This is a genomic window from Vibrio sp. Y20_XG_PY13, from assembly GCF_024181925.1.
Classification (GTDB): Bacteria; Pseudomonadota; Gammaproteobacteria; order Enterobacterales; family Vibrionaceae; genus Vibrio; species Vibrio parahaemolyticus.
Window position 1 is genome coordinate 183,506 of record NZ_JAMZAL010000006.1, and the last position, 25,450, is coordinate 208,955.

The 25,450-nt window shown below is 45.6% G+C and carries 38 protein-coding genes; 31 read left to right on the forward strand and 7 right to left on the reverse strand.

Going from position 1 to position 25,450, the window contains the following annotated elements:
* Positions 1-93: 93 nt before the first annotated feature.
* Together cytR and priA are read right to left on the reverse strand one after the other, a co-directional pair.
* A complete protein-coding gene (cytR, locus tag NL646_RS15805) occupies positions 94-1,140 on the reverse strand; it encodes a DNA-binding transcriptional regulator CytR (RefSeq protein WP_254894148.1) in 1,047 nt (348 codons plus the stop codon).
* 293 nt (positions 1,141-1,433) lie between these two features.
* On the reverse strand, positions 1,434-3,638 hold the full coding sequence (priA, locus tag NL646_RS15810; RefSeq protein WP_069497098.1) for a primosomal protein N': 2,205 nt from the start codon (positions 3,636-3,638) through the stop codon (positions 1,434-1,436).
* 294 nt (positions 3,639-3,932) lie between these two features.
* Between priA and rpmE the strand changes: the two genes are divergently transcribed.
* The 29 genes from rpmE to rplQ all read left to right on the forward strand — a co-directional run bounded on the left by rpmE (position 3,933) and on the right by rplQ (position 18,270).
* The gene (rpmE, locus tag NL646_RS15815; RefSeq protein WP_005457203.1) at positions 3,933-4,154 is read left to right on the forward strand and encodes a 50S ribosomal protein L31; all 222 of its coding nucleotides are present in this window, start codon (positions 3,933-3,935) and stop codon (positions 4,152-4,154) included.
* A gap of 457 nt (positions 4,155-4,611) precedes the next feature.
* A complete protein-coding gene (gene rpsJ / locus NL646_RS15820) occupies positions 4,612-4,923 on the forward strand; it encodes a 30S ribosomal protein S10 (protein WP_004410492.1) in 312 nt (103 codons plus the stop codon).
* Between the two features lie 14 nt (positions 4,924-4,937).
* Positions 4,938-5,567: a 50S ribosomal protein L3 gene (rplC, locus tag NL646_RS15825; protein ID WP_005456132.1), complete on the forward strand. Its 630-nt coding sequence runs from the start codon at positions 4,938-4,940 to the stop codon at positions 5,565-5,567.
* Positions 5,568-5,584: 17 nt separating this feature from the next.
* Positions 5,585-6,187, forward strand: a complete 603-nt coding sequence (gene rplD / locus NL646_RS15830) for a 50S ribosomal protein L4 (protein WP_005379556.1) — start codon at positions 5,585-5,587, stop codon at positions 6,185-6,187.
* The gene (gene rplW, locus NL646_RS15835) at positions 6,184-6,486 is read left to right on the forward strand and encodes a 50S ribosomal protein L23 (RefSeq protein WP_004398471.1); all 303 of its coding nucleotides are present in this window, start codon (positions 6,184-6,186) and stop codon (positions 6,484-6,486) included. Before rplD ends, rplW begins: the two co-directional genes overlap by 4 nt.
* Before the next feature lie 15 nt (positions 6,487-6,501).
* Positions 6,502-7,326, forward strand: coding sequence for a 50S ribosomal protein L2 (rplB, locus tag NL646_RS15840; protein ID WP_005489461.1), 825 nt, complete (start codon positions 6,502-6,504; stop codon positions 7,324-7,326).
* 21 nt (positions 7,327-7,347) lie between these two features.
* Entirely contained in the window at positions 7,348-7,626 is a 279-nt protein-coding gene (gene rpsS, locus NL646_RS15845; protein WP_004394525.1) for a 30S ribosomal protein S19, read from the forward strand.
* Positions 7,627-7,636: 10 nt separating this feature from the next.
* Positions 7,637-7,969 (forward strand): 50S ribosomal protein L22, encoded by a 333-nt coding sequence (rplV, locus tag NL646_RS15850; protein WP_005383164.1) that lies wholly within the window; start codon positions 7,637-7,639, stop codon positions 7,967-7,969.
* An 18-nt stretch (positions 7,970-7,987) separates the two neighbouring features.
* Complete coding sequence (gene rpsC / locus NL646_RS15855; RefSeq protein ID WP_005383161.1) at positions 7,988-8,686, forward strand: 30S ribosomal protein S3; 699 nt, start codon at positions 7,988-7,990, stop codon at positions 8,684-8,686.
* Positions 8,687-8,697: 11 nt separating this feature from the next.
* Complete coding sequence (gene rplP / locus NL646_RS15860) at positions 8,698-9,108, forward strand: 50S ribosomal protein L16 (protein ID WP_005379577.1); 411 nt, start codon at positions 8,698-8,700, stop codon at positions 9,106-9,108.
* Complete coding sequence (gene rpmC / locus NL646_RS15865; RefSeq protein ID WP_005379576.1) at positions 9,108-9,299, forward strand: 50S ribosomal protein L29; 192 nt, start codon at positions 9,108-9,110, stop codon at positions 9,297-9,299. The genes rplP and rpmC overlap by 1 nt, the downstream gene beginning before the upstream one ends.
* Positions 9,299-9,553: a 30S ribosomal protein S17 gene (gene rpsQ / locus NL646_RS15870; protein ID WP_005461671.1), complete on the forward strand. Its 255-nt coding sequence runs from the start codon at positions 9,299-9,301 to the stop codon at positions 9,551-9,553. Before rpmC ends, rpsQ begins: the two co-directional genes overlap by 1 nt.
* Before the next feature lie 162 nt (positions 9,554-9,715).
* Positions 9,716-10,087 (forward strand): 50S ribosomal protein L14, encoded by a 372-nt coding sequence (gene rplN, locus NL646_RS15875; protein ID WP_005489425.1) that lies wholly within the window; start codon positions 9,716-9,718, stop codon positions 10,085-10,087.
* A gap of 13 nt (positions 10,088-10,100) precedes the next feature.
* The gene (rplX, locus tag NL646_RS15880; RefSeq protein WP_005455662.1) at positions 10,101-10,418 is read left to right on the forward strand and encodes a 50S ribosomal protein L24; all 318 of its coding nucleotides are present in this window, start codon (positions 10,101-10,103) and stop codon (positions 10,416-10,418) included.
* A gap of 23 nt (positions 10,419-10,441) precedes the next feature.
* Positions 10,442-10,981 (forward strand): 50S ribosomal protein L5, encoded by a 540-nt coding sequence (rplE, locus tag NL646_RS15885; RefSeq protein ID WP_005455660.1) that lies wholly within the window; start codon positions 10,442-10,444, stop codon positions 10,979-10,981.
* A 17-nt stretch (positions 10,982-10,998) separates the two neighbouring features.
* A complete protein-coding gene (gene rpsN, locus NL646_RS15890; RefSeq protein WP_005455658.1) occupies positions 10,999-11,304 on the forward strand; it encodes a 30S ribosomal protein S14 in 306 nt (101 codons plus the stop codon).
* 29 nt (positions 11,305-11,333) lie between these two features.
* Positions 11,334-11,726 (forward strand): 30S ribosomal protein S8, encoded by a 393-nt coding sequence (rpsH, locus tag NL646_RS15895; RefSeq protein ID WP_005455656.1) that lies wholly within the window; start codon positions 11,334-11,336, stop codon positions 11,724-11,726.
* A 12-nt stretch (positions 11,727-11,738) separates the two neighbouring features.
* Positions 11,739-12,272 carry a 50S ribosomal protein L6 gene (gene rplF, locus NL646_RS15900; protein WP_005455654.1) on the forward strand — a complete coding sequence of 178 codons (534 nt, stop codon included), beginning with the start codon at positions 11,739-11,741 and terminating at the stop codon, positions 12,270-12,272.
* Between the two features lie 9 nt (positions 12,273-12,281).
* Positions 12,282-12,635: a 50S ribosomal protein L18 gene (gene rplR / locus NL646_RS15905; RefSeq protein ID WP_005435088.1), complete on the forward strand. Its 354-nt coding sequence runs from the start codon at positions 12,282-12,284 to the stop codon at positions 12,633-12,635.
* A gap of 14 nt (positions 12,636-12,649) precedes the next feature.
* A complete protein-coding gene (gene rpsE, locus NL646_RS15910; RefSeq protein WP_005435090.1) occupies positions 12,650-13,153 on the forward strand; it encodes a 30S ribosomal protein S5 in 504 nt (167 codons plus the stop codon).
* A 7-nt stretch (positions 13,154-13,160) separates the two neighbouring features.
* On the forward strand, positions 13,161-13,337 hold the full coding sequence (rpmD, locus tag NL646_RS15915) for a 50S ribosomal protein L30 (protein WP_000201159.1): 177 nt from the start codon (positions 13,161-13,163) through the stop codon (positions 13,335-13,337).
* A 5-nt stretch (positions 13,338-13,342) separates the two neighbouring features.
* Entirely contained in the window at positions 13,343-13,777 is a 435-nt protein-coding gene (gene rplO, locus NL646_RS15920; RefSeq protein ID WP_005450562.1) for a 50S ribosomal protein L15, read from the forward strand.
* A gap of 20 nt (positions 13,778-13,797) precedes the next feature.
* Positions 13,798-15,132 (forward strand): preprotein translocase subunit SecY, encoded by a 1,335-nt coding sequence (gene secY, locus NL646_RS15925; RefSeq protein WP_005481401.1) that lies wholly within the window; start codon positions 13,798-13,800, stop codon positions 15,130-15,132.
* A gap of 38 nt (positions 15,133-15,170) precedes the next feature.
* Entirely contained in the window at positions 15,171-15,284 is a 114-nt protein-coding gene (gene rpmJ / locus NL646_RS15930; RefSeq protein ID WP_000868186.1) for a 50S ribosomal protein L36, read from the forward strand.
* A gap of 149 nt (positions 15,285-15,433) precedes the next feature.
* Positions 15,434-15,790: a 30S ribosomal protein S13 gene (rpsM, locus tag NL646_RS15935; protein WP_005450559.1), complete on the forward strand. Its 357-nt coding sequence runs from the start codon at positions 15,434-15,436 to the stop codon at positions 15,788-15,790.
* An 18-nt stretch (positions 15,791-15,808) separates the two neighbouring features.
* On the forward strand, positions 15,809-16,198 hold the full coding sequence (rpsK, locus tag NL646_RS15940) for a 30S ribosomal protein S11 (RefSeq protein WP_001118870.1): 390 nt from the start codon (positions 15,809-15,811) through the stop codon (positions 16,196-16,198).
* A gap of 27 nt (positions 16,199-16,225) precedes the next feature.
* Positions 16,226-16,846 (forward strand): 30S ribosomal protein S4, encoded by a 621-nt coding sequence (gene rpsD, locus NL646_RS15945; protein ID WP_005383146.1) that lies wholly within the window; start codon positions 16,226-16,228, stop codon positions 16,844-16,846.
* Between the two features lie 24 nt (positions 16,847-16,870).
* Positions 16,871-17,863 (forward strand): DNA-directed RNA polymerase subunit alpha, encoded by a 993-nt coding sequence (rpoA, locus tag NL646_RS15950; protein WP_005383143.1) that lies wholly within the window; start codon positions 16,871-16,873, stop codon positions 17,861-17,863.
* 26 nt (positions 17,864-17,889) lie between these two features.
* The gene (gene rplQ, locus NL646_RS15955; RefSeq protein ID WP_005383141.1) at positions 17,890-18,270 is read left to right on the forward strand and encodes a 50S ribosomal protein L17; all 381 of its coding nucleotides are present in this window, start codon (positions 17,890-17,892) and stop codon (positions 18,268-18,270) included.
* A 138-nt stretch (positions 18,271-18,408) separates the two neighbouring features.
* Here the strand turns inward: rplQ and NL646_RS15960 are convergent, their stop codons facing one another.
* Together NL646_RS15960 and NL646_RS15965 are read right to left on the reverse strand one after the other, a co-directional pair.
* Positions 18,409-18,888, reverse strand: coding sequence for a DUF2780 domain-containing protein (locus tag NL646_RS15960; protein ID WP_005489714.1), 480 nt, complete (start codon positions 18,886-18,888; stop codon positions 18,409-18,411).
* Positions 18,889-19,026: 138 nt separating this feature from the next.
* Entirely contained in the window at positions 19,027-19,647 is a 621-nt protein-coding gene (locus tag NL646_RS15965; protein ID WP_005496936.1) for an FKBP-type peptidyl-prolyl cis-trans isomerase, read from the reverse strand.
* Positions 19,648-19,879: 232 nt separating this feature from the next.
* On the opposite strand from NL646_RS15965, the gene NL646_RS15970 reads away from it, so the two are divergent.
* A complete protein-coding gene (locus NL646_RS15970; RefSeq protein WP_020904298.1) occupies positions 19,880-20,479 on the forward strand; it encodes a LysM-like peptidoglycan-binding domain-containing protein in 600 nt (199 codons plus the stop codon).
* Between the two features lie 66 nt (positions 20,480-20,545).
* Here the strand turns inward: NL646_RS15970 and NL646_RS15975 are convergent, their stop codons facing one another.
* The gene (locus NL646_RS15975) at positions 20,546-21,007 is read right to left on the reverse strand and encodes a GNAT family N-acetyltransferase (RefSeq protein WP_025534124.1); all 462 of its coding nucleotides are present in this window, start codon (positions 21,005-21,007) and stop codon (positions 20,546-20,548) included.
* A 146-nt stretch (positions 21,008-21,153) separates the two neighbouring features.
* Here NL646_RS15975 and dbpA point away from each other — a divergent pair, with 146 nt between their 5' ends.
* Positions 21,154-22,536 (forward strand): ATP-dependent RNA helicase DbpA, encoded by a 1,383-nt coding sequence (dbpA, locus tag NL646_RS15980; RefSeq protein ID WP_253664431.1) that lies wholly within the window; start codon positions 21,154-21,156, stop codon positions 22,534-22,536.
* 58 nt (positions 22,537-22,594) lie between these two features.
* Here the strand turns inward: dbpA and NL646_RS15985 are convergent, their stop codons facing one another.
* Together NL646_RS15985 and cpdB are read right to left on the reverse strand one after the other, a co-directional pair.
* Complete coding sequence (locus tag NL646_RS15985; RefSeq protein ID WP_253664432.1) at positions 22,595-23,167, reverse strand: Crp/Fnr family transcriptional regulator; 573 nt, start codon at positions 23,165-23,167, stop codon at positions 22,595-22,597.
* A 108-nt stretch (positions 23,168-23,275) separates the two neighbouring features.
* Positions 23,276-25,237, reverse strand: a complete 1,962-nt coding sequence (gene cpdB / locus NL646_RS15990; RefSeq protein WP_253664433.1) for a 2',3'-cyclic-nucleotide 2'-phosphodiesterase — start codon at positions 25,235-25,237, stop codon at positions 23,276-23,278.
* Positions 25,238-25,450: the final 213 nt, after the last annotated feature.

A 25,450-nucleotide genomic window follows, 5' to 3' on the forward strand; every position in this document is an offset into this window, starting at 1 on the left:
TAGCTACGTATCAGATAGAGAATACAAAAAGCGGCGCCAATGGGCACCGCTTATCGTTAGTTTACATGATAGTCGCGTTGGACTACCGAGCGCTTAGGCGCGTTGCGGTGGCGCTGCGCTACCACGGACAACAAGCTTAGTTTCTAGTAAGCGTGAACCTGAATGAACGTCATGACCTTTAAGGAGTTCAAGCATCATAAGCATCGCTTGGCGGCCAATTTCATAACGAGGTTGAGAAATGGTCGTTAACGGTGGATCGCAGTATTGAGCAAAGTTGATATCATCGAAACCAACCACTGACAGATCTTGCGGAACGCGCAGACCGAGTCGTTTCGCTTCTTGGATTGCGCCGATTGCCATGGTGTCGCAGTGGCAGAAAATCGCAGTTGGTGGCTCTGGAAGTTCTAGCAACTTACGTACAGCTTTCGCGCCGCCGTCAAAAGAAAACTCAGTGATAACGCTGTATTGTGGGTCTTTACTGATCCCCGCGCGACGCAAGGCTTGTTGATAACCTTGCTGGCGGAACTGGCACAATACCGCTGTGTCTGGCCCTGAAATTTGTGCTATGCGTTTATGGCCAAGTTGAGTTAGGTAATTGACCGCTTCAAAAGCAGACGTTAGGTTGTCAATGTGCACGGTTGGTAATTCTAGCTCTGGCGCAAACTCACAAGCCATGACCATTGGTGGCAGGTTTTTCTGTTCTGGCTTGCTGACATCAAATGGCAGGTCGGTGCCAAGCAGTAACATGCCATCGGCTTGTTTGGTGAACACTAGATTCACAAACGAGCTTTCACGCTTTTTCTGCTGGCCGCTGTCACCGAGCAGTACGAGGTAGCCATGTTCCATAGCGGCGTCTTCGATACCACGAATGATTTCAGAAAAGTAAGGATCACAGATGTCAGGAACGATGGTAACAATCGTTTTTGATTCGTTTCTACGTAGATTACGCGCTAATGAATTTGGAGAATAGCCCGCTTCAAGGACGGCATCTTCGACTCTTTTTCTTGTTGAAGAAGAGACTTTTTCTGGATTCATTAATGCTCGAGATACCGTAGCTGTCGACACTCCCGCAAGCTGGGCAACATCCTTCATTGTCGCCATAGTGTTTAACCTCTCAAATTTTTGCCAAGATGACGTTATTCCCTGTCAGAAGTCGTAGGTTTTTATCACTGGTAATCAGTGCCTATCTAATCACGTTGTTAGTGGTTATTTTTAGGGAGTAGGCGATAAAGCATCGCTTGGCTACTGCTTCAAATTTTGGGAATAGTCATTGTTTTAATCTAAGCCTATGGGGTAAACCCACTTTAGACTTTGCTAATTTGGATAGTCTATTCATTTCTATCGGGAAAGTTACGGTCTGTTTAACAAAAATTGCAATCTCGATGTGAGTCTCATCACATTAAAAGGTAATTCATTACATAGTTAAACGTTTGCTAGCTGAGATCTTGTGGTTCTATGTCTAAATTCCAGCGAACTTTTTTGGCATTAGGCAACAACTCAATAGCAGGTTTGGCACTGGTTAATAACTTTTGCATTAATGAACGGTGCTGGGTTTGGAGTAACAGCTGCCAACGGTATTTGCCTGCGCGTTTGGCGAGAGGCGATGGTGTTGGACCAAGCACCATGCAGGTGTCGTCAAACAAAGGGTGCGATTCTAAGGTAAAGCGAACTTGGCGCAGAAAATCTTCTACGATCTCGCTCTGATTCGCTTCGGCTTTAAATAGAGTCAGGAAACTGTACGGTGGCAACTGCGCCAGTTTACGTTCCTCTAATGCCGTCATAGCGAAGTGTCGGTAGTCCTTTTCCAATAAGGCTTGCAACAAACTGTGCTCAGGATGGTGAGTCTGCAAAACCACTTCCCCCGGCTTACTTGCACGTCCGGCTCGCCCTGCGACTTGAATGAATAGCTGCGCTAATCTTTCGGAGGCGCGGAAGTCGCTACTATATAGAGAGCCATCAACATCTAGCAAGGCGACGAGCGTTACATTGGGGAAATGGTGTCCCTTAGCCAACATTTGAGTGCCTATCAAAATTTGATATTCACCCTTGCGGATGGAGTCCAGCGCATCTTCTAAACTGCCTTTGCGGCGCGTACTATCTCTGTCGATACGGATGGCTTTGTATTCGGGAAACAATTGTGCCAATTGTTGTTCTAACTGTTCGGTACCGACACCAACGGTAACCAGTTGAGTTGAACCACAGCCCTGACACTGATGAATCACTGGTTGCTGAGAGCCACAATGGTGGCAGCGAATCTCATTGCTGTATTGGTGGAAGGTGTAATAAGCATCACAACGTTTGCATTCGGCAATCCAACCACATTCATGACACATGAGAGCAGGGGAGAATCCACGACGGTTAAGAAACAGCATCACCTGATTGCCTGCTTTAAGGTGTTTGCGCATTTCCGCAATCAATGGGGCAGATAAACCACTTTCTAAATACTGACCTTTGACGTCGAGCACTTTATTAGTGGTAGGAACCGCAGAGCCTGCGCGTTGGGTCAGGGTTAAATGGTGATACTTGCCTGACAAGGCATTGTGCAATGTCTCCAGTGCAGGTGTGGCTGAGCCCAGAACAATCGGAACTTGTTCTTTATGAGCGCGCATTACAGCAACATCGCGTGCATGATAACGCAAGCTATCTTGCTGTTTGTAAGAGGTGTCATGTTCCTCGTCCACAATGATAATCCCGAGATCAGCAAAAGGCGCGAGTAGGGCAGAGCGTGTGCCGATAATGATTCCGGCCGCTTTGTCGCGTGCAGAAAGCCACGCATTCAGACGCTCCGTCTCGTTTAATCCGGAGTGGATAACGTCAACTGGCACATTAAAACGGCGTTTAAAGCGGTTGATGGTTTGTGGTGTTAAGCCAATCTCTGGTACTAAAACCAAAGCTTGTTTACCTTTCTCTAAGACCGGCTTGATCAGGTTAAGGTACACTTCTGTCTTACCTGAGCCCGTGACGCCTTCTAATAAATAGCAGACAAAACCTGTTTGGCTATTTACGCTCGCAATAGCTAGCGCTTGTTCGTGGTTGAGCTTTGGCTTCTCGACGTCGCATTCAACGTGCTGTCCCCACTGGGTGATTGCAGGCTTCTTCTCGATACGTTCAATCCAGCCTTTATCTTCTAAAGACTTTAGTACAGTTGAGGCTATCTCTTGGTCGACAAATTCCTGGTGAGGCAAAGCGCCGTTAACCAACATTTGCAAGACCTTCTGTTGTTTGACCGCTCGACGATCAAGCCCTTGCATCAGCTTGTCTTTACCGGATTCGGTAATTTGCCACTCTTGTAGCGTCGCAAAATCTGCAGGCTTTCCTTTACGCAGAGCTGCCGGCATCGCATTGTGTAGCGTATCTCCAAGTGGGTATTGGTAGAATTGGCTGCACCAAGTCAGCAACGAATAAAGCTTTTCAGACCATACCGGCTGAGAATCAAGAACTGCTTTGATTGGCTTGAGTTGATCTTTGGGGAAATCCGAGTGATTAACCATCGCGGTGACGATGCCAACTAACGTTTGACGTCCAAAAGGTACGGATACGCGCCCGCCAATGATAGGAAACAGGTGTCCTGGGATGGCATAGTCAAATTGTTTGTCGAGAGGTACGGGCAGTGCCACTCTAGCAATGGATGGACGCATAGATTCGTAGCTATATAAAAGAAGAAAGGACTGTAGAGTTTATTAAAATCGTCCCAGGAATACGAGTCAACCTACGGAGTGTGTTCGGAAATATACTAATATCACCGGATTGGTGAAAAAAGTGGCGAAAAAATTGCCATACGTATTGATCCTATCTAGGGGATTCATTACTATATCGCGCCTTGAGATATGGCTTCAGCAATTGGTTGGTGCGGTATCCCATTTTATTATTAATTGCGTGTGGTGTGCGGCTTAGATTCGTATAGCGACACGGCCTACTATTGAGGTTATCCCATGAAAGCTGGTATCCACCCAGAATACAAAGCAGTAAACGCTACTTGTTCTTGCGGCAACTCTTTCGAGTTCAACTCTACTCTAGGTAAAGAGTCTATCCACCTAGACGTATGTGACAAGTGTCACCCATTCTACACTGGTAAGCAACGTATCGTTGATACAGGCGGCCGTGTTGATCGCTTCAACAAGCGTTTCGGTGCACTATCAAGCGGTAAGAAATAATAGCAACTGCTATTACGATTACAGTTTAGAAAAGGACGCTTCGGCGTCCTTTTTGTTTATGGCCCATTTTGCAGGTGACCATAAAACAGCAAGTTAAAAATAGTTTCGATTATTTTTCATTCAGCCCTTGCAACCTAAAGTGTGATCTGTATAATGCGTCGCACTGGTTAAGCCAGTTGTGAACCAATGAGCAGTGAGGAGCTAACTTCCTTATAGGACTGTTAGGTAATGTAGACTCAGCTTATGTTCGCGGTTAATACAATTAGCTATCTTTTCTTCGGAAAAACTATCCCCAAAGGTGACTTTGGCACGTAGGGATTGTTAATCGAAAATTAACTGACAATGCGTCCTAATCTTGGATGCTACGGTTTCACATAAATCAATCGGCATTCTCTCGTCTTGGCGAGCTTGAGTGGCGATATTGTTTGTGTAATTTTTAAAATTGGAGCTCTGTCTCATGCAGAACCAACGTATCCGTATCCGCCTAAAAGCTTTCGATTACAAACTAATCGATGCTTCTACAGCGGAAATCGTTGAAACAGCTAAGCGCACTGGCGCACAGGTTCGTGGTCCAATCCCACTACCAACTCGTAAAGAGCGTTTCACAGTTCTTATCTCTCCACACGTTAACAAGAAAGCACGTGACCAGTACGAAATCCGTACTCACAAGCGTCTAATCGACATCGTTGAGCCAACAGACAAAACTGTTGATGCTCTAATGCGTCTAGACCTTGCTGCGGGCGTTGACGTTCAAATTAGCCTAGGTTAAGGGAGATTAGAAGTATGATTGGTCTAATCGGTCGTAAAGTGGGCATGACCCGCGTATTTACTGAAGAAGGCGTTTCTATTCCAGTAACTGTTGTTGAAGTTGAAGCTAACCGTGTTTCTCAAGTGAAAACTCTTGAAACTGATGGCTACGCTGCAATTCAGGTTACAGCTGGTTCTAAGAAAGCTAACCGCGTAAACAAAGCTGAAGCAGGTCACTTTGCTAAAGCTGGCGTTGAAGCTGGTCGCGGTCTTTGGGAATTCCGTTTAGAAAACGGCGAAGAGTTCGAAGTTGGTGCTGAACTAACTGTTGAACTATTCAACGAAACTAAGAAAGTAGACGTTACTGGTACATCTAAGGGTAAAGGTTTCCAAGGCGCTGTTAAGCGTTGGAACTTCCGTACTCAAGATATGACTCACGGTAACTCATTGTCTCACCGTGCTCCTGGTTCTATCGGTCAATGTCAGACTCCAGGTCGCGTATTTAAAGGCAAGAAAATGGCAGGTCACATGGGTGCTGAGCGTGTAACGACTCAAAACCTAGAGATCGTACGTGTTGACGCTGAGCGCAACCTGCTTCTTATTAAAGGTGCAGTCCCAGGCGCAACTGGCGGCAACGTGATCGTTAAACCAGCTGTTAAAGCATAACGTCTCAGGAGTAAGTAATGGAACTAATGGTTAAAGGTGCTGATGCACTAACTGTTTCCGAAACTACTTTCGGACGTGAGTTTAACGAAGCTCTTGTACACCAAGTAGTTGTTGCGTACGCAGCAGGTGCTCGTCAAGGTACACGTGCTCAAAAAACACGTTCAGAAGTATCTGGCGGTGGCGCTAAGCCATGGCGTCAAAAAGGTACTGGTCGCGCTCGCGCTGGTACAATTCGTAGCCCAATCTGGCGTACAGGTGGTGTTACTTTTGCTGCGAAACCACAAGATCACAGCCAAAAAGTAAACAAAAAAATGTACCGCGGTGCTATGAAGAGCATTCTTTCTGAGCTTGTTCGTCAAGAGCGTCTAATCGTTGTTGATAACTTCTCAGTTGAAGCACCAAAGACTAAAGAGCTAGTTGCTAAGCTGAAAGAGCTTGAGCTAACTGACGCTCTAATCGTGACTAGCGAAGTAGATGAGAATCTATTCCTAGCTGCTCGTAACCTATACAAAGTTGACGCACGTGATGTTGCTGGTATCGATCCAGTATCTCTAATCGCGTTTGACAAAGTTGTAATGACTGCAGAAGCAGTTAAGCAAGTAGAGGAAATGCTAGCATGATCACTGAAGAGCGTATCCTAAAAGTTCTACGTGCACCGCACATCTCTGAAAAAGCAACTATGGCAGCTGAGAAAGCGAACACTATCGTTTTCAAAGTAGCTAAAGATGCAACTAAAAAAGAGATCAAAGCAGCTGTAGAAAAGCTATTTGAAGTTGAAGTTAAGTCTGTAAATACTCTTATCACTAAGGGTAAGACCAAACGTCAAGGTCTACGCCAAGGTCGCCGCAGCGACGTTAAGAAAGCGTACGTTACTTTGAAAGAAGGTCAAGATCTTGACTTTGTTGGCGGCGCGGAATAACAGGAGTAGTTAAAAATGGCTATTGTTAAATGTAAGCCGACTTCCCCTGGTCGTCGTCACGTTGTTAAAGTTGTTAACGCTGACCTACACAAGGGCAAGCCATACGCACCTCTTCTAGAGAAAAACTCTAAGAATGGCGGTCGTAACAACAACGGTCGTATCACAGTACGTCACATCGGCGGTGGTCACAAGCATCACTACCGTGTAATTGACTTCAAACGTACTAAAGACGGTATCCCAGCGACAGTTGAGCGTCTAGAATACGATCCAAACCGTAGCGCAAACATTGCTCTAGTTCTTTACAAAGACGGTGAGCGTCGCTACATCCTAGCACCTAAAGGTGTTGTAGCTGGTGATGTTATTCAGTCTGGTGTTGATGCACCAATCAAAGCTGGTAACACTCTACCAATGCGTAACATCCCAGTAGGTTCAACTGTACACAATGTTGAACTTAAACCTGGTAAAGGTGGTCAGCTAGCTCGTTCGGCTGGTGCTTACGCTCAAATCGTTGCTCGCGACGGTGCGTACGTAACTATCCGTCTACGTTCTGGCGAAATGCGCAAAGTTCTTTCTGAAGGCCGTGCAACAATCGGTGAAGTTGGTAACTCTGAGCACATGCTACGCGAACTTGGTAAAGCTGGTGCTTCACGCTGGCGCGGCGTACGTCCAACCGTACGTGGTGTAGTAATGAACCCGGTTGATCACCCACACGGTGGTGGTGAAGGTCGTACTTCTGGTGGCCGTCATCCAGTATCTCCTTGGGGTATGCCAACTAAAGGCTTCAAGACTCGTAAGAACAAACGCACTGACAAGTACATCGTACGTCGTCGTAACAAGTAATCTATATAAAGAGGAATCGCCATGCCACGTTCTCTCAAGAAAGGTCCTTTTATTGACCTACACTTGCTGAAGAAGGTAGAGAAAGCGGTGGAAAGCGGAGACAAAAAGCCTATTAAGACTTGGTCCCGTCGTTCAATGATCATCCCTACGATGATCGGTTTGACCATCGCTGTCCATAATGGTCGTCAGCACGTACCAGTATTTGTAACTGATGAAATGATCGGTCACAAACTGGGCGAATTCGCACCAACACGTACTTACCGCGGTCACGCTGCGGATAAGAAAGCTAAGAAGCGCTAAGGAGTAGATAATGGAAGCAATTGCTAAACATAACTTTGCTCGCATTTCGCCTCAGAAAGCTCGCTTAGTTGCGGATCTAATCCGTGGTAAATCTGTTGACCAAGCTCTAGAAATCCTAACGTTCAGCAACAAAAAAGCTGCTGCACTAGTTAAGAAAGTTCTAGAGTCTGCTATCGCTAACGCGGAGCACAACGAAGGTGCAGATATTGACGATCTGAATGTCGCAAAAATCTTTGTAGATGAAGGCCCAACCATGAAGCGTATTATGCCTCGTGCTAAAGGTCGTGCGGATCGTATCTTGAAGCGTTCAAGCCACATCACTGTTGTTGTAGCAGATCGCTAGAGACTAGGAGAGTAAGCAATGGGTCAAAAAGTACATCCAAATGGTATTCGTCTAGGCATCGTTAAGCCTTGGAATGCTACATGGTTTGCTAACACCAAAGATTTCGCTGACAACCTAGACGGCGACTTCAAGGTACGTCAGTTCCTTACAAGTGAACTGAAAAAAGCGTCTCTATCACGTATCGTTATCGAGCGTCCTGCTAAGAGCATCCGTGTGACTATTCACACTGCTCGTCCAGGCGTTGTTATCGGTAAGAAAGGTGAAGACGTTGAGAAGCTACGCGCAGCTGTAGCTAAAATTGCAGGTGTACCAGCGCAAATTAACATCGCTGAAGTACGTAAGCCTGAACTAGATGCGCAACTTGTTGGTGACAGCATCGCGTCTCAGCTAGAGCGTCGTGTTATGTTCCGTCGTGCTATGAAGCGCGCAGTACAAAACGCTATGCGTCTAGGCGCTAAAGGTATCAAAGTGGAAGTAAGCGGTCGTCTAGGCGGCGCTGAAATCGCACGTTCAGAGTGGTACCGTGAAGGCCGTGTGCCTCTACACACTCTACGTGCTGACATTGATTACGCAACTTCTTCGGCTCACACTCAATACGGTGTGATCGGCATTAAAACTTGGATCTTCAAAGGTGAAATCCTAGGTGGTATGCCAGCAGCTAACGCTGTAGAGCCTAAAGGCGACAAGCCTAAGAAGCAGCGTAAAGGCCGTAAGTAAGGAGTCGACAGATGCTACAACCTAAACGTACTAAGTTCCGTAAGGTTCAGACTGGTCGTAACCGTGGTCTAGCTAAAGGTACTGATGTAAGCTTCGGCGAATTCGGTCTTAAAGCTGTTGGCCGTGGTCGTCTAACTGCTCGTCAAATCGAAGCGGCACGTCGTGCAATGACACGTCACGTTAAGCGTCAAGGTAAAATCTGGATCCGTGTGTTCCCAGACAAACCAATCACAGAAAAACCACTAGAAGTTCGTCAAGGTAAGGGTAAAGGTAACGTTGAGTACTGGGTAGCCCAAATCCAACCTGGTAAGGTTATGTACGAAATGGGTGGTGTACCTGAAGAATTGGCACGTGAAGCGTTCCGTCTAGCGGCACGTAAACTGCCTTTCAAAACTACATTTGTAACTAAGCAGGTGATGTGATGAAAGCACAAGATCTACGCGAGAAAAGCGTTGAAGAGCTTAACGCTGAGCTAATGAATTTGCTACGTGAACAGTTCAACTTGCGCATGCAAGCTGCAACTGGTCAACTACAGCAAACTCATACTCTGAAAGCTGTACGCCGTGATATCGCACGTGTGAAAACTGTTTTGACTGAGAAGGCAGGCGCATAATGAGCGAAGTAAAACGTACTCAACAAGGTCGTGTTGTTAGCGACAAGATGGACAAGTCTATCACTGTTGCAATCGAACGTTTCGTAAAACACCCAATTTACGGTAAGTTCGTTAAACGTACGACTAAAGTACACGCACATGACGAAAACAACGAGTGTGGCATTGGCGACACTGTTGAAATCGCAGAGTGTCGTCCACTGTCTAAGACTAAGTCTTGGACTTTGGTGAAAGTTGTAGAAAAGGCGAAGATGTAATCTTCACTCTTCTATGATAATAAACGGCTCCAAAAATATTTTTGGAGCCGTTTATTTTTTGACTACCCAATCACAGAAAAGGGTGGTACAATTCGCGTCCCTTATAAAGAGGCAGCCCGACCCGTGATGGGTCTAGTTATTAATATTTAGCGGAGCACTAACATGATCCAAATGCAAAGTATGCTGGACGCAGCTGATAACTCAGGCGCACGCAGCGTAATGTGTATTAAGGTTCTGGGTGGCTCACACCGCCGTTATGCACATATCGGTGACGTCATCAAAGTTACTGTTAAGGAAGCAATTCCTCGCGGTAAAGTTAAAAAAGGTGACGTTATGAAGGCGGTTGTAGTGCGCACCCGTAAAGGCGTACGTCGTCCTGACGGTTCTGTCATTCGCTTCGACCGAAATGCTTGCGTACTGTTGAATAACACTACTGAGCAACCAATCGGTACACGTATCTTTGGTCCTGTGACACGCGAACTTCGTGGCGATAAGTTCATGAAGATCGTTTCACTGGCTCCAGAAGTTCTGTAAGGAGCACGTAGAAATGGCAGCTAAAATCCGTCGTAATGACGAAGTAATCGTTCTTGCTGGTAAAGACAAAGGCAAGAAAGGTAAAGTAACTAAGGTCCTAGCAACTGGTAAAGTTATCGTTGAAGGTATCAACCTTGTTAAGAAACACCAGAAACCTGTTCCTGCACTAGGTATCCAAGGCGGTATCGTAGAGCAAGAAGCAGCAATCGATGTTTCTAACGTGGCTATCTTTAATGCAGCTACTGGTAAAGCTGACCGTATCGGTTTCCGTTTTGAAGACGGCAAAAAAGTTCGTTTCTTCAAGTCTAACGGCGAAACCGTTTCTAACTAATAGAAGTAATTTGGAGTTCTACTATGGCGAAACTGCATGATTACTACAAGTCGTCTGTAGTCGCTGAACTGACCAAACAGTTCAGTTACACAAGCGTCATGCAAGTCCCTAGAATCGAGAAAATCACCCTAAACATGGGTGTTGGTGAAGCAATCAACGATAAGAAACTGCTAGAAAACGCAGCATCTGATATGGCAACGATCTCTGGTCAAAAGCCACTTATCACTAAAGCGCGTAAATCTGTTGCAGGTTTCAAAATCCGTGAAGGCTACCCTATCGGTTGTAAAGTAACCTTGCGTGGCGAACGTATGTGGGATTTTCTTGAGCGTTTGATTAACATCGCTCTTCCACGTGTACGTGACTTCCGTGGTGTTAGCGCTAAGTCTTTTGACGGTCGCGGTAACTACAGCATGGGCGTTCGCGAGCAAATCATCTTCCCGGAAATCGACTTTGATAAAGTTGATCGTGTACGCGGTCTAGACATCACTATTACGACGTCTGCTGGTACTGATGAGGAAGGCCGTGCTCTGCTGGCTGCCTTTAACTTCCCATTCCGTAAGTAAGGTGAAGGGTTACTGTTATGGCTAAACAATCAATGAAAGCACGTGAAGCTAAACGTGCAAAGCTAGTAGCTAAGTTCGCTGAAAAGCGTGCAGCGCTAAAAGCTATCATCAGCGATGTAAACGCATCTGAAGAAGATCGTTGGAACGCAGTTCTTACACTGCAATCTCTTCCACGTGATTCAAGTGCATCACGTCAGCGCAACCGTTGTAACCAAACTGGTCGTCCACACGGTTACCTACGTAAGTTCGGTCTAAGCCGTATTAAGGTTCGTGAAGCTTGCATGAAAGGCGAGATTCCGGGTCTTCGTAAGGCTAGCTGGTAATTGCCACTTAATCATTTGGAGTAAATCATATGAGCATGCAAGATCCGATTTCGGATATGCTGACCCGCGTTCGTAACGGTCAGGCAGCAAACAAAGTTGCTGTTAAAATGCCTTCTTCAAAGCTTAAAGTTGCAATTGCTGCACTACTAAAAGCTGAAGGTTACATCGTTGACTTCGCTGTTGAAGGCGAAGCAAAACCTGAGCTAGAAGTAACTCTTAAGTACTTCCAAGCTAAACCAGTAATCGAGCAACTTAAACGTGTTTCTCGTCCAGGTCTACGTGTTTACAAGAAGAAAGATGAACTTCCTTCTGTAATGGGTGGTCTTGGTATTGCTATCGTTTCTACTTCCAAGGGTCTTATGTCAGACCGCGCTGCACGTAAAGCAGGTCTTGGTGGTGAAATCATCTGCTACGTAGCTTAATAGGAGTAGAATATGTCTCGTGTTGCTAAAGCACCTGTCGCTATTCCAGCTGGCGTAGAGGTGAAACTAAACGGCCAAGAAATCACTGTAAAAGGTGCTAAAGGCGAACTAACTCGCGTACTAAACGACGCTGTAGTTATCGCTCAGGAAGAAAACAACCTAACTTTCGGTCCTAAAGAAGGTGTTGCTAACGCTTGGGCACAAGCAGGTACTGCTCGTGCACTAGTTAACAACATGGTTGTTGGTGTTACTGAAGGCTTTACTAAGAAGCTAACTCTTAAAGGTGTTGGTTACCGTGCTGCTATCAAAGGCAACGCTGTAGGTCTAACACTAGGCTTCTCACACCCAGTTGAGCACGAGTTGCCAGCGGGTATCAAAGCTGAATGTCCAAGCCAAACTGAAATCGTGATTACTGGTTGTGACAAACAACTAGTTGGTCAAGTTGCGGCTGACATTCGTTCTTACCGTCAACCTGAGCCTTACAAAGGTAAAGGTGTTCGTTACGCAGATGAAAATGTGCGTACTAAAGAAGCTAAGAAGAAGTAAGGTAACACTATGGATAAGAAAGCATCTCGCATCCGTCGTGCTACACGCGCACGTCGTAAGATTGCAGAACTGGGTGCGACTCGCCTAGTTGTACACCGTACTCCTCGTCACGTGTACGCACAGGTTATCGCGGCTAACGGCTCTGAGGTTATCGCAGCAGCTTCTACTGTAGAAAAAGCGATCCGTGAGCAAGTGAAATACACTGGTAACGTTGATGCAGCTAAAGCAGTAGGTAAAGCTGTTGCAGAACGCGCTCTTGAAAAAGGCGTAACTGCAGTTGCATTTGATCGTTCTGGTTTCCAATACCACGGTCGAGTAGCGGCGCTAGCAGAATCTGCTCGCGAAGCTGGTCTGAAATTCTAAGGTAGGGTTGGAAGATGGCTAAAGAACAACAAGTTCAAGCGAATGATTTGCAAGAAAAGCTAATCGCAGTTAACCGTGTTTCTAAAACGGTTAAAGGCGGTCGAATCATGAGCTTCACTGCACTAACAGTAGTTGGTGACGGTAATGGTCGTGTAGGTTTCGGTTACGGCAAAGCTCGTGAAGTACCTGCAGCGATCCAAAAAGCAATGGAAAAAGCGCGTCGTAACATGACTACGATCGCTCTAAACGAAGGCACTCTTCACCACCCAGTGAAAGGTCGCCACTCGGGCTCTAAAGTTTACATGCAGCCTGCAGCAGAAGGTACTGGTGTTATCGCAGGTGGTGCGATGCGTGCAGTACTAGAAGTTGCTGGTGTACACAACGTACTATCTAAAGCATACGGTTCAACGAACCCTATCAACATCGTTCGTGCAACGATCGATGCACTAGGTAGCATGAAGTCGCCAGAAATGGTTGCTGCTAAACGTGGTCTAACTGTTGAAGCTATTTCGGAGTAAGAACACCATGGCAACTATTAAAGTAACTCAAACTAAAAGCTCAATTGGCCGCCTACCAAAGCACAAAGCTACTTTGCGTGGTCTAGGTCTTCGTAAAATCAACCACACAGTAGAACTTGAAGATACTCCGTGCGTACGCGGTATGATCAACAAGGTTTACTACATGGTTAAAGTTGAGGAGTAATCAGAATGCGTTTGAATACTCTTGCACCGGCTGCTGGCTCTAAACATGCTCCTAAGCGTGTAGGCCGTGGTATCGGTTCTGGCCTAGGTAAAACTGGTGGCCGTGGTCACAAAGGTCAAAAATCACGTTCTGGCGGTAAAGTTCGTCCAGGTTTCGAAGGCGGTCAGATGCCTCTGAAACAACGTCTACCAAAATTCGGTTTCACTTCTCGTAAGAGCCTAGTGTCTGCTGAAGTTCGTCTAGCTGAGCTAGCGAAAGTTTCTGGTGACGTGGTTGATCTAAACAGCCTTAAAGCTGCTAACATCATCACTAAGAACATCGAATTCGTTAAAGTTGTTCTTTCTGGTGAAATTAACAAAGCAGTGACTGTTAAAGGTCTACGTGTGACTAAAGGCGCTAAAGCTGCAATCGAAGCTGCAGGCGGTAAAATCGAGGAATAATCTCGAGGAACGAGGTACAGATGGCTAAGAAACCAGGACAAGATTTTCGTAGTGCTCAGAGCGGCTTAAGTGAACTAAAGTCGCGCTTGTTATTCGTAATTGGTGCACTTTTAGTATTCCGAGCCGGCTCTTTTGTGCCGATTCCTGGTATTGACGCTGCTGTACTTGCCGATTTGTTCGAACAGCAAAAAGGTACCATCGTTGAAATGTTTAACATGTTCTCCGGTGGTGCTCTTGAGCGTGCATCTATATTAGCATTGGGCATCATGCCGTATATTTCGGCATCTATTGTTGTCCAATTGCTAACTGTAGTTCATCCAGCGTTAGCTGAACTCAAAAAAGAGGGTGAAGCAGGCCGTCGTAAGATCAGCCAATACACACGCTACGGCACGCTTGTACTTGCAACCTTCCAGGCTATAGGTATCGCAACAGGCTTACCAAACATGGTCGACAATCTGGTTGTTATCAACCAAACCATGTTTACGCTAATTGCTACCGTAAGTTTAGTAACCGGCACCATGTTCCTAATGTGGTTAGGTGAACAAATTACAGAGCGTGGAATTGGTAACGGTATTTCGTTACTAATTTTTGCAGGTATTGTTGCTGGATTGCCTTCTGCAATCGGTCAAACAATCGAGCAAGCGCGTCAAGGTGAATTGCATGTACTTCTTCTGTTGCTAATCGCGGTATTAGCTTTTGCAGTAATTTACTTCGTTGTTTTCATGGAACGTGGTCAGCGTCGAATCGTCGTTAACTACGCGAAGCGTCAACAAGGTCGTAAAGTATTTGCTGCACAAAGTTCTCACTTGCCACTTAAAATTAATATGGCAGGTGTTATTCCAGCGATTTTCGCATCAAGCATTATCCTGTTCCCAGGAACACTGGCTCAGTGGTTTGGTCAGAATGGTGAGAGCAGCGCGTTCGGTTGGTTAACTGACGTGTCTTTGGCTCTTAGCCCAGGTCAGCCATTGTATGTAATGCTATATGCAGCAGCAATTATCTTCTTCTGTTTCTTCTACACGGCGTTGGTTTTCAACCCGCGTGAAACAGCAGATAACTTGAAGAAGTCTGGTGCATTCGTACCCGGTATCCGCCCAGGTGAGCAGACAGCGAAGTACATCGATAAAGTAATGACACGTCTTACCCTTGCTGGTGCACTGTACATTACCTTTATCTGTCTGATTCCCGAGTTCATGATGGTCGCGTGGAACGTACGTTTCTACTTCGGCGGTACATCACTACTAATCGTAGTTGTTGTAATTATGGACTTTATGGCACAGGTACAGACTCATCTGATGTCTCAACAGTATGATTCTGTGTTGAAGAAAGCGAATCTGAAAGGCTACGGCCGTTAATCCGGCGGTAGACTCAGTTTCATTTACGGAGTTTAGCAATGAAAGTTCGTGCTTCCGTTAAAAAAATCTGCCGTAACTGTAAAGTAATCAAGCGTAACGGTGTCGTTCGCGTGATTTGCAGTGAGCCAAAGCACAAACAGCGCCAAGGCTAATTAGCAGAAATTTTTACTTGAAAATGAAGGTTGGGTCGAGTATATTCCTCGGCCTACCTTTTGCGTGCAAAAGAAGTAGTATTCCGCAGCGTATCCATAACGGGCTTTGCTGCGGCTAATTCTTTTATAGAAACACTTAGGAGTGAATAATGGCCCGTATAGCAGGCATTAACATTCCTGATCAGAAACACGCTGTAATCGCTCTAACGGCGATCTACGGCATCGGTAAAACTCGCTCTCAAGCTATCCTAGCTGAAGTGGGTATTGCTGAAGATGTTAAGATCAGTGAACTAACTGAAGAGCAGATCGATCAACTGCGTGATGGTGTAGCTAAGTACACTGTAGAAGGTGATCTACGTCGTGAAGTATCTATGAACATCAAGCGTCTTATGGACCTTGGCTGTTACCGTGGTCTTCGTCATCGTCGCAGTCTACCGCTACGTGGACAGCGTACTAAAACCAACGCTCGCACCCGTAAGGGTCCGCGTAAGCCGATCAAGAAATAATCGGGAAGGTAGAGTACAATGGCTAAACAACCAACTCGCGCTCGTAAGCGCGTACGCAAGCAAGTTGCAGATGGCGTTGCGCACATCCATGCTTCTTTCAATAACACAATCGTAACCATTACTGACCGTCAAGGTAACGCTCTTGCATGGGCTACTGCAGGTGGTTCTGGTTTCCGTGGTTCTCGTAAGTCTACTCCGTTCGCTGCACAGGTTGCTGCTGAGCGTTGTGCTGAAATGGCTAAAGAATACGGTCTAAAGAACTTGGAAGTTATGGTTAAGGGTCCTGGTCCAGGTCGTGAATCTACTGTTCGCGCACTGAACGCAGCTGGTTTCCGCATCACAAACATCGTTGATGCTACACCAATCCCTCATAACGGTTGTCGTCCACCTAAGAAACGTCGCGTATAACGTTTCTAGGACTATTGGAGAAGAATCATGGCAAGATATTTGGGTCCTAAGCTGAAGCTTAGCCGTCGTGAAGGCACTGACTTATTCCTTAAGTCTGGTGTTCGCGCGATCGATACCAAGTGTAAAATTGATAACGCACCAGGTGTACACGGCGCTCGTCGCGGTCGTCTATCTGAGTATGGCGTTCAGCTTCGTGAGAAGCAAAAAGTTCGTCGTATGTACGGCGTTCTAGAAAAACAATTCCGTAACTACTACAAAGAAGCTGCACGTCTTAAAGGCAACACAGGTGAGAACCTACTTCAGCTTCTTGAAGGTCGTCTTGATAACGTAGTTTACCGCATGGGCTTTGGCGCAACTCGCGCAGAAGCACGTCAGCTAGTTAGCCACAAAGCTATCCTAGTTAACGGTAAAGTTGTAAACGTTCCTTCTTTCAAAGTAGCGGCTAATGACGTTGTTTCTATTCGCGAGAAAGCTAAACAGCAAGCTCGTATCAAAGCAGCTCTAGAAGTTGCTGAACAACGTGAAAAACCAACTTGGATTGAAGTAGATGGTGGCAAGATGGAAGGTACATTCAAGCGTATGCCTGAGCGTTCTGATCTATCAGCTGACATCAACGAACAATTGATCGTCGAGCTTTACTCTAAGTAAGGTTTAAACTAAAGAGAGGACACAATGCAGGGTTCTGTAACAGAATTTCTTAAGCCACGTCTAGTTGACATCGAACAAATCAGCTCGACTCACGCAAAAGTAACTCTTGAGCCATTAGAGCGTGGCTTTGGTCATACTCTGGGTAATGCACTTCGCCGCATTCTTCTATCTTCTATGCCTGGTTGTGCAGTGACAGAAGTAGAAATTGAAGGCGTACTTCATGAGTACAGCACTAAAGAAGGCGTACAAGAAGATATTCTTGAAATCCTTCTAAACCTTAAAGGTTTGGCAGTGCGTGTAGCTGAAGGCAAAGATGAAGTGTTCATTACTTTGAACAAATCAGGCTCGGGCCCTGTGGTTGCAGGTGACATCACCCATGACGGTGATGTAGAGATCGCTAACCCTGAACACGTTATTTGTCACCTAACGGATGACAACGCTGAAATCGCAATGCGTATTAAAGTTGAACGTGGTCGTGGTTATGTTCCAGCTTCTGCGCGTATCCATAATGAAGAAGACGAGCGTCCAATCGGTCGCCTACTAGTAGATGCTACTTACAGCCCAGTAGACAAAATTGCCTACGCTGTAGAAGCAGCTCGTGTAGAACAGCGTACTGATCTAGACAAGCTTGTTATCGATATGGAAACAAACGGTACTCTAGAACCTGAGGAAGCAATCCGTCGTGCAGCTACTATCCTAGCTGAACAATTGGATGCATTCGTAGATCTTCGTGATGTACGTGTTCCTGAGGAGAAGGAAGAGAAGCCAGAATTCGATCCGATCCTACTGCGTCCTGTAGACGATCTTGAACTAACAGTTCGCTCTGCTAACTGTCTGAAAGCAGAAGCGATTCACTACATCGGTGATCTAGTACAACGTACTGAGGTTGAGCTACTTAAAACGCCTAACCTTGGTAAAAAATCTCTTACTGAGATTAAAGACGTACTTGCGTCACGTGGTCTGTCTCTGGGCATGCGCCTAGAAAACTGGCCACCTGCATCAATCGCTGAAGATTAATCGATACTAGTTAGAAGGATTAGGTCATGCGCCATCGTAAGAGTGGTCGTCAACTCAACCGCAACAGCTCACATCGTAAAGCGATGTTTAGCAACATGGCTAGCTCTCTAGTACGTCATGAAGTTATCAAGACTACTTTGCCAAAAGCAAAAGAGCTACGTCGCGTAGTTGAGCCTTTGATTACACTAGCTAAGACTGACAGTGTTGCTAACCGTCGTCTAGCATTTGCACGTACTCGTGACAACGAAGTAGTTGCAAAACTATTTAACGAACTAGGTCCACGTTTTGCTGCTCGTCAGGGCGGTTACACTCGTATCCTAAAAGCTGGCTTCCGTGCTGGTGATAAAGCTCCAATGGCTTACATTGAGCTTGTAGATCGCCCAGCTGCTGAAGAAGCTGCTGAGTAATCAGTTCGTAAGAACGAGAAAGCCGAGCGTTAGCTCGGCTTTTTTGTATCTGTAATTTGCTCAAAAATGGGAGCCTACTGTTTGTATGCTCCCATTCTTTTTACTTCTATTTCGATGGGGATTTCGCTTAAAGCGAAATTACTTACCGCTCGTCCATAGACCGCTTAAAGACTTCAATAGTCCCTCACTTGCTCCTTGCTCATTTAGGTAACCTAAAATCACTGGTGCAAATTGGCTGATCATCGATGGGTCTAGTCCTAGTGCATTAAATGCGCTTTGTACTGCACTCAAGCTTTCGATGTTACCTAACAGGCTTTGTGCACCTTTCAAGTTGGATAATCCAGGGATCAATGACTGCAATTCCGTGCTGTTTTGTTGAGACAGTTGGCTTTGAGCAAGTGCAATTAGGGCACTGCTGCCACCTGCAGCTTGTTCTGTCGAAACTGGTAGCTGACTCGTTAGTAGCTCAGTAAGAGGTGAAGATTCTGCATTTAGGCCTTGGCTTACCATATCCATAAGACCATTTTTGCTGCTCTTATCTACGACAGTGTCCAAAAACGCATGTGCGTTGCCAATATTCACTGATAGGAGAGCTAAAGTTAGGAGAGTTTTACGCATAGTACCTCCGACGGTTGAGCGTTTTAACTTATTTGTTGTATTTATTTTTTTAGGTCATCTGACTGATAACTTCTATTATTTTATAAAAAAAGCGGCGCTAATGCGCCGCTTTATGTAGGTCATTGAGAAAAGTCTCAATTATAGAATGTCTAGTAGCTCAACTTCGAATACTAGTGCTGCGAATGGAGGGATTGCAGCGCCTGCGCCACGTTCACCGTACGCAAGGTCTTGTGGGATGTATAGTTTCCACTTAGAACCTACAGGCATTAGTTGTAGAGCTTCAACCCAACCTTTAATTACGCCAGTTACTGGGAACTCAGCTGGTTGGCCGCGAGATACAGAGCTGTCGAATACTGTGCCGTCTGTTAGTTCACCGTGGTAGTGAACACGTACAGATTTATCAGCTGTTGGGATTTCGCCAGTACCTTCATTGATGATTTCGTACTGTAGGCCAGATTCAAGAACATTAACTTCTGGACGTAGAGCGTTGTCTTTTAGGAACGCTTCACCATCAGCTGCTGCTGCTTTAGCTGCTTCTTGACGAGCTGCTTCTGCGCGAGTGTGTAGCTCTTGCAGTGCATTGTTGATTTCGTCAATTTCGATTGATGGCATTTCGCCAGTCAATGCTGTTGCGATACCCGCAGCGATAGCGTCAACGCTAAGGCCTTCAAGACCAGAGCCAGCTAGTTGCTGACCCATTTGCAGACCAATGCCGTAGCTTGCTTTTTGTTCTGCAGTTTCAAATTTAATTTCAGACATGAATGTCGCTCTTATTAGGAGTGATAAAGGTAACAGGATATCAGTTTCGAGCTTAGGTTTAAATAATTGCTGGCGATTGCGTTATCTGACCAGTCAGCGTGTGACTTATCTCTTACTCCAAGTGAAATTTCTGCTAATTTAAACCAAATTCCATTTTACTTTAGTCAAAACCATATACTCTCCGCGCTGGTATTTTTATACTGGTAGTAGAAGTATTAAGGGACACATCAACATGAATCGTCGCAGAAAGAAAAAGCAGCAAGTCGACTACGTCGAGTTGGTCAAACAAAAGTTCGCTGCTATCAACTGGAAGCAGCCGTTCAACAAAAGTAAGTGGTTGGAACGTGTAGAACCAATCAAGGCATTTTGGCAGCGCTTACCTAAATTCCATCAACGAGCTTTGATGGTGTTAATGCCATTATTACTTCTACTTCTGATTGTACCGTTACCGAAAAAGACGGAAGCGTTAGTCGAACAGCAGGGTGAAGTGGATAGCCAGCGTGTTGCGATCCAGTTAAATGCGCAAAGCCTGAGTCAGCAACGTACGTCGCAAAACTCGGGGCCTAAGTCAGAAGACTGGAAAGAGTACCATGTGAAGAATGGTGATACGTTAGCTCAAGTTTTTCGCAACAATCAGCTTTCTATGGCTGACCTTAGCGCCTTAGTAAAAATAGAAGGAAGCGACAAGCCACTGAGCCATATCAAGCAGGGGCAACTCATCCGTTTTAAACTCTCAGAAAACGGCCAGTTAGATATGTTGCAACTGGAAAAGAGTGATCATTCGGTTATGTTCTTCCGTCTATCGGATGGCAGCTTCGGCAGAAACAAATAGTTTCCGTTGTAGATTTAAAAAAGACGCAATCATCTCGCGTCTTTTTTATTGCAGTTTTGTAGAGGTTTATTGAGTCGATTGCTTCCTGCGCATGTCTACGTGTGGAATTCCATCTTCTAAGTAACTGTCAGAAATAACCTCAAATCCATGGTGAGCATAAAAATCGATAAGATGTTCTTGTGCACCAATGTCTATGGTTTTTTCGGGCCATAACGTAGAGCATGCTTGGATGGCTCGTGTGATTAGCTGATGGCCTAAGCCACCACCTCGGGCTGTTTGTTTGGTCACGACTCGGCCAATACTGACGTTATCATAAGTGGTTCCAGCTGGCAGAAGCCGAGCGCAGGCAACTAATTCATCATTGTGGTAGCCGAGTAGGTGATGAACGCCGTCAATAACATCCCTACCATCTAGCTCTGGGTACGGGCAAGTTTGCTCGACGACGAACACATCGACGCGTAAGCGCAGCATCTCATACAGTTGTAAAGTAGTTAGTTGAGCAAAAGGCAAAGTGATCCAAGTGGTCATGTCCGTCGTCCATAATGATAGTAGAGTGCCTGAATGTACTCGCTTTTGTTTCAATACTCATTAACAATGGTTAATTTTCACTGGTCTTCCCAGAAAATCTGGCGATAATGTGCCCTCTTTTTCATCCCACCTGAGGATATTTCCCTGTGAGCAAACAAACTTTTGACCAAGTAGGCCTGAACCCAGCGCTACTAGAAACGCTGGATTCATTGAACTACACCCATATGACGCCAATTCAAGCGTTAAGCTTACCGGCGATTTTGAATCAGCGTGACGTAATTGGTCAGGGTAAAACGGGCTCGGGTAAAACAGCTGCGTTTGGTCTTGGCGTGCTATCAAATCTAAACGTAAAACGATTTCGCGTGCAGGCTTTGGTGCTGTGTCCGACTCGCGAACTGGCGGATCAAGTTGCTAAAGAAATTCGAACGCTAGGGCGTGGTATTCATAACATTAAAGTACTTACGTTGTGCGGCGGTATGCCGATGGGACCGCAAATTGGTTCGTTAGAGCATGGTGCACATATCCTTGTGGGTACTCCGGGGCGTATTCTGGATCACCTTGAGAAAGGCCGTATTAACTTGGAAGAGCTGAATACACTGGTGCTGGATGAAGCCGATCGTATGCTAGAAATGGGCTTCCAAGACGCTTTGGATGCGATTATTAATGCGGCGCCTAAACAGCGTCAGACATTGCTGTTTAGCGCAACATTCCCAGAGAAGATCGAGAAAATCGCTCAGCGTATTATGAAATCGCCAGAGATGATCAAGGTTGAATCGACTCACGATACTTCCAGCATTGCTCAATACTTCTACAAAGTAGAAGGAACTGAAGCGCGTGATGAGGCGCTAGCGAATCTTCTTTTGACTTACCAACCAGAGTCGGCGGTGGTGTTCTGTAATACGAAGAAAGAGGTTCAAAATGTTGCGGATGAATTACACCATCGTGGCTTTAGCGTGATCGATATTCACGGTGATCTTGAACAGCGTGAACGTGATCAAGCACTGGTGCAATTTGCGAACAAGAGCGTTTCTATTCTTGTAGCAACGGACGTGGCGGCACGAGGTTTGGATGTGGACAATCTTGATGCTGTGTTCAACTTTGAGCTGTCTCGTGACCCAGAGGTACACGTGCACCGTATTGGCCGTACTGGCCGAGCAGGCAGTAAAGGTTTGGCGTTCAGCTTCTTTGGTGAAAAAGACGGTCTACGTGTTGCTCGTATCGAAGAGTACTTAGAGATGGATGTGGTACCCGCGACCTCCTTGCCAGCGAAATCAAATCAGCAGCCATACCAAGCGAAGATGGTGACCATCAACATTGATGGCGGCAAGAAGCAAAAAGTTCGTCCTGGCGATATTCTTGGTTGTTTGACTGGCAAAAATGGCATCCCAGGTGCGCAAGTGGGCAAGATTCATTTGTTCCCTGTGCGTTCTTACGTTGCTGTAGAAAAGTCTGCCGCGAAGAAAGCATTGCAAATTATCAGTACGGGTAAGATGAAAGGGCGTCAGTTCCGAGCGCGTCTTCTTAAATAAGTCATTAGATTGAACAAAGGCTCTTCGTTGGAAGAGCCTTTTTTGTTTGGCGCGTCTCTTATTTGTTGTCTTTTGCTAAACGCGCTTTAATACGGCTTAAGCTGATAGCGGTAATGCCGAGGTAAGCCGCAATTTGGCTGTCGGTAATGCGTTGTTCTAAATCTGGGTAGTGGTGGCAAAATAGCTGATAACGTTCCTCAGGCGAATACAACAGCATAAAACGTTCTTTATTCTCTTTGTTCATCAACTGCGTTTCGAGCAATTTTAGGTAAATTGAGTGCTTTTCGGCGCGCCATTGATGCAATGCCTCGATAGGCAAACAGAATAAATGACATGCGGTCAGCGTTTCCAATAAGTACGGTGAAGGTTGACCTTTTATCACGCTTTCAAAGCCGATCACCCAGTCCTTTTCCCAATAAAACTCTTTGCTGAATTCTTTGCCTTTCTCTGTGAGATAGTTTGCGTGGCATAACCCTTCCAGAATGAAGTAGATGTGAGAACTAAATTCACCTTGATGGCTAAGAATGTGCCTAGTGGGTAATTCTAACTCTTGTCCATAGACCATGAGTTGTGAGGCTTCGTCTTCTGAAAAGCCATGTTGAGTGAGATCGAAAAATACGTCGTTTTGCATGAAGGTTATCTGCAGTGAAAGGGTTAGCGCATTTGAACTATCTTAACTGCTTTGCGCAGTAACAAAAAGCGGCTCACAGAGGAGCCGCTAGTTTGAACATGGAGTCGCTTATTTGTTTAAATCGATCTGATAAATCGCAAAGCCCACTTCGTCAGTTGTGACGCGTTTCATCGGGTATTGGTCTTTGTCTTGGATAAACTTCGAAGCTTTTTCGCTCGGTGAGGTTTCAAAGCGAATATCCAGTTTTTTGTCTGACTTAATTGGTGCGAACGACCAGTTATTGTCAACGCTTGGCGTGACTTCGCCTTTTTCCTCACTGACGCGAGAAATGTACGCGGCAACCACAGAACGGTTTTCGTCTGGAGAATCAAATGCAATGAAGTCCGGACCAGTGCCAGGGAAGGTATTGCTGTACGCGCGGTAATTGTTAGTCGCGATGATGAAATCTTGTTTCGGATCAACTGGTTTACCATTGAAAGTCAGATTCACGATACGCTGGGAGTCCGGGTTAATGACTTTACAATTCGCGTCGTACTTCGGTGGTTGAGTGATGTCGATTTGGTATTCCACACCATCAATCACGTCAAAGTTGTACGTACGGAAGTTATCCCAATCAATTAACGATTGTGGCTGAGTCGTATTGACATCAATGCGCTTGAATTGGCCCGCGCTGCACTCTAGCCATTCATGTACTTCTTTGCCTTTCACCTTCATTGCGACGAGCGTATTTGGGTATAGGTACAAGTCGGCGGCATTGCGGAAAGTCAGTTGGCCAGATTCAACCTCAGTGAAGCCGTTCGGATCATCTTTACGTCCGCCCACTTTAAACGGCGCTGCCGCGCTCAAAACTGGAATGTCAGCAAGGTCTGGATCGCCTTGAATGAAACGTTCAACGTAGTCTTTTTGTGCAAGGTTAACGATTTGGATTGTTGGGTCGTCTTGCACCAAAGCCAAGAAGCTGTACATCACGTCATTCGCTTTACCAATTGGTTGGTTAACGAATTCGCGAGTGCCTTTGTGATCGTCTTCGAGTGCTTTAATGATGCCTTGGTCTGCTTCTGCAAGCGATTTCTTAGTCGCTTTGTCGAAAATTGGTCGAGCTTCAGATTGTCCTTCCACTACTTTCCATTGGCCGTCTTTTTGCTCGATGACTAGATCCATGACTCCCACGTGGCTACCCCAACGGCCAGACATGACGGCAGTGACACCGTTGATGGTGCCTTTGTTGTTGTCTACGCCTTGTAGATTCTCAAATCCTTTGCCTGGGAAGACCGCGTGAGAGTGACCAAACGCAATGGCATCAATGCCTTTCACTTGCGTTAAATAGTACACCGAGTTCTCCGCACCTAGTTTATATGGATCGGTTGAAACCCCTGAATGCGGAATCGCGACAATAATGTCCGCACCTTCCTTCTTCATCTGCGGAATCAGCTTCTCTGCAGTTTCTTTGATGTCTTTGGCAACCACGTTACCTTCAAGATTTTTCTTATCCCAAACCATGATTTGCGGTGGAACAAACCCGATGTAACCCACTTTTACTTGATGAACTTCGCCATCGGTATCTTTAAAACTGTGTGTTTTGATCAGGTAAGGTTGGAAGTAATGTTCGCCAGTTTTCTTATCAAACACATTGGCGTTGATGTAGGGGAAGTTCGCGCCGGCCAGCGTATTTTGTAAGAAGTCCAAACCATAGTTGAATTCATGGTTACCAATGTTCCCCACATCATAGTGCAATTGGTTCATGGCTTTGTATACAGGATGAACTTCCCCAGCCTGTATGCCTTTTGCCGCCATGTAGTCACCCATCGGGCTACCTTGAATTAAGTCGCCGTTGTCGACCAACACGCTGTTTTCCACTTCGGATTTTGCCTGCTTAACTAATGTGGCTGCGCGGCTCAAACCAATTTGTTGTGATGGTTGGTCTTTGTAGTAATCGTAATCCATCACGTTGGTGTGGATGTCAGTGGTTTCAATAATGCGAAGCTTGATCGTGTCTGCCATTGCTGGCCCTGCAAGCGTCAACATGCCACTCAAAACTGCGACGGAAATAGGATTAACTGCCATTTTCATGAGGTGCTCCAATTTAATGGGATAGGAAGTCGAGTGTAACGAATTTTAATGCAACTTAATGATTAAGGTGCAGAAAACTGTGAATCAACGACATTTTACTGAACCCTTTTCATATTAAACGCCGACTTTTTCACGATTTTGAATGAGACCAAACAAAAACTTCTTAGCAGATTTTTGAATAAAAAATGAAATTTTAGAATTTCAGGTAATAAA

Excerpts from the sequence above, each read along its gene's own strand:
- priA (WP_069497098.1), bottom strand. The coding sequence starts at position 3,638 with ATGCGTCCATCCATTGCTAGAGTGGCACTGCCCGTACCTCTCGACAAA.
- rpmE (WP_005457203.1), top strand. The coding sequence starts at position 3,933 with ATGAAAGCTGGTATCCACCCAGAATACAAAGCAGTAAACGCTACTTGT.
- rpsJ (WP_004410492.1), top strand. The coding sequence starts at position 4,612 with ATGCAGAACCAACGTATCCGTATCCGCCTAAAAGCTTTCGATTACAAA.
- rplC (WP_005456132.1), top strand. The coding sequence starts at position 4,938 with ATGATTGGTCTAATCGGTCGTAAAGTGGGCATGACCCGCGTATTTACT.
- rplD (WP_005379556.1), top strand. The coding sequence starts at position 5,585 with ATGGAACTAATGGTTAAAGGTGCTGATGCACTAACTGTTTCCGAAACT.
- rplW (WP_004398471.1), top strand. The coding sequence starts at position 6,184 with ATGATCACTGAAGAGCGTATCCTAAAAGTTCTACGTGCACCGCACATC.
- rplB (WP_005489461.1), top strand. The coding sequence starts at position 6,502 with ATGGCTATTGTTAAATGTAAGCCGACTTCCCCTGGTCGTCGTCACGTT.
- rpsS (WP_004394525.1), top strand. The coding sequence starts at position 7,348 with ATGCCACGTTCTCTCAAGAAAGGTCCTTTTATTGACCTACACTTGCTG.
- rplV (WP_005383164.1), top strand. The coding sequence starts at position 7,637 with ATGGAAGCAATTGCTAAACATAACTTTGCTCGCATTTCGCCTCAGAAA.
- rpsC (WP_005383161.1), top strand. The coding sequence starts at position 7,988 with ATGGGTCAAAAAGTACATCCAAATGGTATTCGTCTAGGCATCGTTAAG.
- rplP (WP_005379577.1), top strand. The coding sequence starts at position 8,698 with ATGCTACAACCTAAACGTACTAAGTTCCGTAAGGTTCAGACTGGTCGT.
- rpmC (WP_005379576.1), top strand. The coding sequence starts at position 9,108 with ATGAAAGCACAAGATCTACGCGAGAAAAGCGTTGAAGAGCTTAACGCT.
- rpsQ (WP_005461671.1), top strand. The coding sequence starts at position 9,299 with ATGAGCGAAGTAAAACGTACTCAACAAGGTCGTGTTGTTAGCGACAAG.
- rplN (WP_005489425.1), top strand. The coding sequence starts at position 9,716 with ATGATCCAAATGCAAAGTATGCTGGACGCAGCTGATAACTCAGGCGCA.
- rplX (WP_005455662.1), top strand. The coding sequence starts at position 10,101 with ATGGCAGCTAAAATCCGTCGTAATGACGAAGTAATCGTTCTTGCTGGT.
- rplE (WP_005455660.1), top strand. The coding sequence starts at position 10,442 with ATGGCGAAACTGCATGATTACTACAAGTCGTCTGTAGTCGCTGAACTG.
- rpsN (WP_005455658.1), top strand. The coding sequence starts at position 10,999 with ATGGCTAAACAATCAATGAAAGCACGTGAAGCTAAACGTGCAAAGCTA.
- rpsH (WP_005455656.1), top strand. The coding sequence starts at position 11,334 with ATGAGCATGCAAGATCCGATTTCGGATATGCTGACCCGCGTTCGTAAC.
- rplF (WP_005455654.1), top strand. The coding sequence starts at position 11,739 with ATGTCTCGTGTTGCTAAAGCACCTGTCGCTATTCCAGCTGGCGTAGAG.
- rplR (WP_005435088.1), top strand. The coding sequence starts at position 12,282 with ATGGATAAGAAAGCATCTCGCATCCGTCGTGCTACACGCGCACGTCGT.
- rpsE (WP_005435090.1), top strand. The coding sequence starts at position 12,650 with ATGGCTAAAGAACAACAAGTTCAAGCGAATGATTTGCAAGAAAAGCTA.
- rpmD (WP_000201159.1), top strand. The coding sequence starts at position 13,161 with ATGGCAACTATTAAAGTAACTCAAACTAAAAGCTCAATTGGCCGCCTA.
- rplO (WP_005450562.1), top strand. The coding sequence starts at position 13,343 with ATGCGTTTGAATACTCTTGCACCGGCTGCTGGCTCTAAACATGCTCCT.
- secY (WP_005481401.1), top strand. The coding sequence starts at position 13,798 with ATGGCTAAGAAACCAGGACAAGATTTTCGTAGTGCTCAGAGCGGCTTA.
- rpmJ (WP_000868186.1), top strand. The coding sequence starts at position 15,171 with ATGAAAGTTCGTGCTTCCGTTAAAAAAATCTGCCGTAACTGTAAAGTA.
- rpsM (WP_005450559.1), top strand. The coding sequence starts at position 15,434 with ATGGCCCGTATAGCAGGCATTAACATTCCTGATCAGAAACACGCTGTA.
- rpsK (WP_001118870.1), top strand. The coding sequence starts at position 15,809 with ATGGCTAAACAACCAACTCGCGCTCGTAAGCGCGTACGCAAGCAAGTT.
- rpsD (WP_005383146.1), top strand. The coding sequence starts at position 16,226 with ATGGCAAGATATTTGGGTCCTAAGCTGAAGCTTAGCCGTCGTGAAGGC.
- rpoA (WP_005383143.1), top strand. The coding sequence starts at position 16,871 with ATGCAGGGTTCTGTAACAGAATTTCTTAAGCCACGTCTAGTTGACATC.
- rplQ (WP_005383141.1), top strand. The coding sequence starts at position 17,890 with ATGCGCCATCGTAAGAGTGGTCGTCAACTCAACCGCAACAGCTCACAT.
- NL646_RS15960 (WP_005489714.1), bottom strand. The coding sequence starts at position 18,888 with ATGCGTAAAACTCTCCTAACTTTAGCTCTCCTATCAGTGAATATTGGC.
- NL646_RS15965 (WP_005496936.1), bottom strand. The coding sequence starts at position 19,647 with ATGTCTGAAATTAAATTTGAAACTGCAGAACAAAAAGCAAGCTACGGC.
- NL646_RS15970 (WP_020904298.1), top strand. The coding sequence starts at position 19,880 with ATGAATCGTCGCAGAAAGAAAAAGCAGCAAGTCGACTACGTCGAGTTG.
- NL646_RS15975 (WP_025534124.1), bottom strand. The coding sequence starts at position 21,007 with ATGACCACTTGGATCACTTTGCCTTTTGCTCAACTAACTACTTTACAA.
- NL646_RS15985 (WP_253664432.1), bottom strand. The coding sequence starts at position 23,167 with ATGCAAAACGACGTATTTTTCGATCTCACTCAACATGGCTTTTCAGAA.
- cpdB (WP_253664433.1), bottom strand. The coding sequence starts at position 25,237 with ATGAAAATGGCAGTTAATCCTATTTCCGTCGCAGTTTTGAGTGGCATG.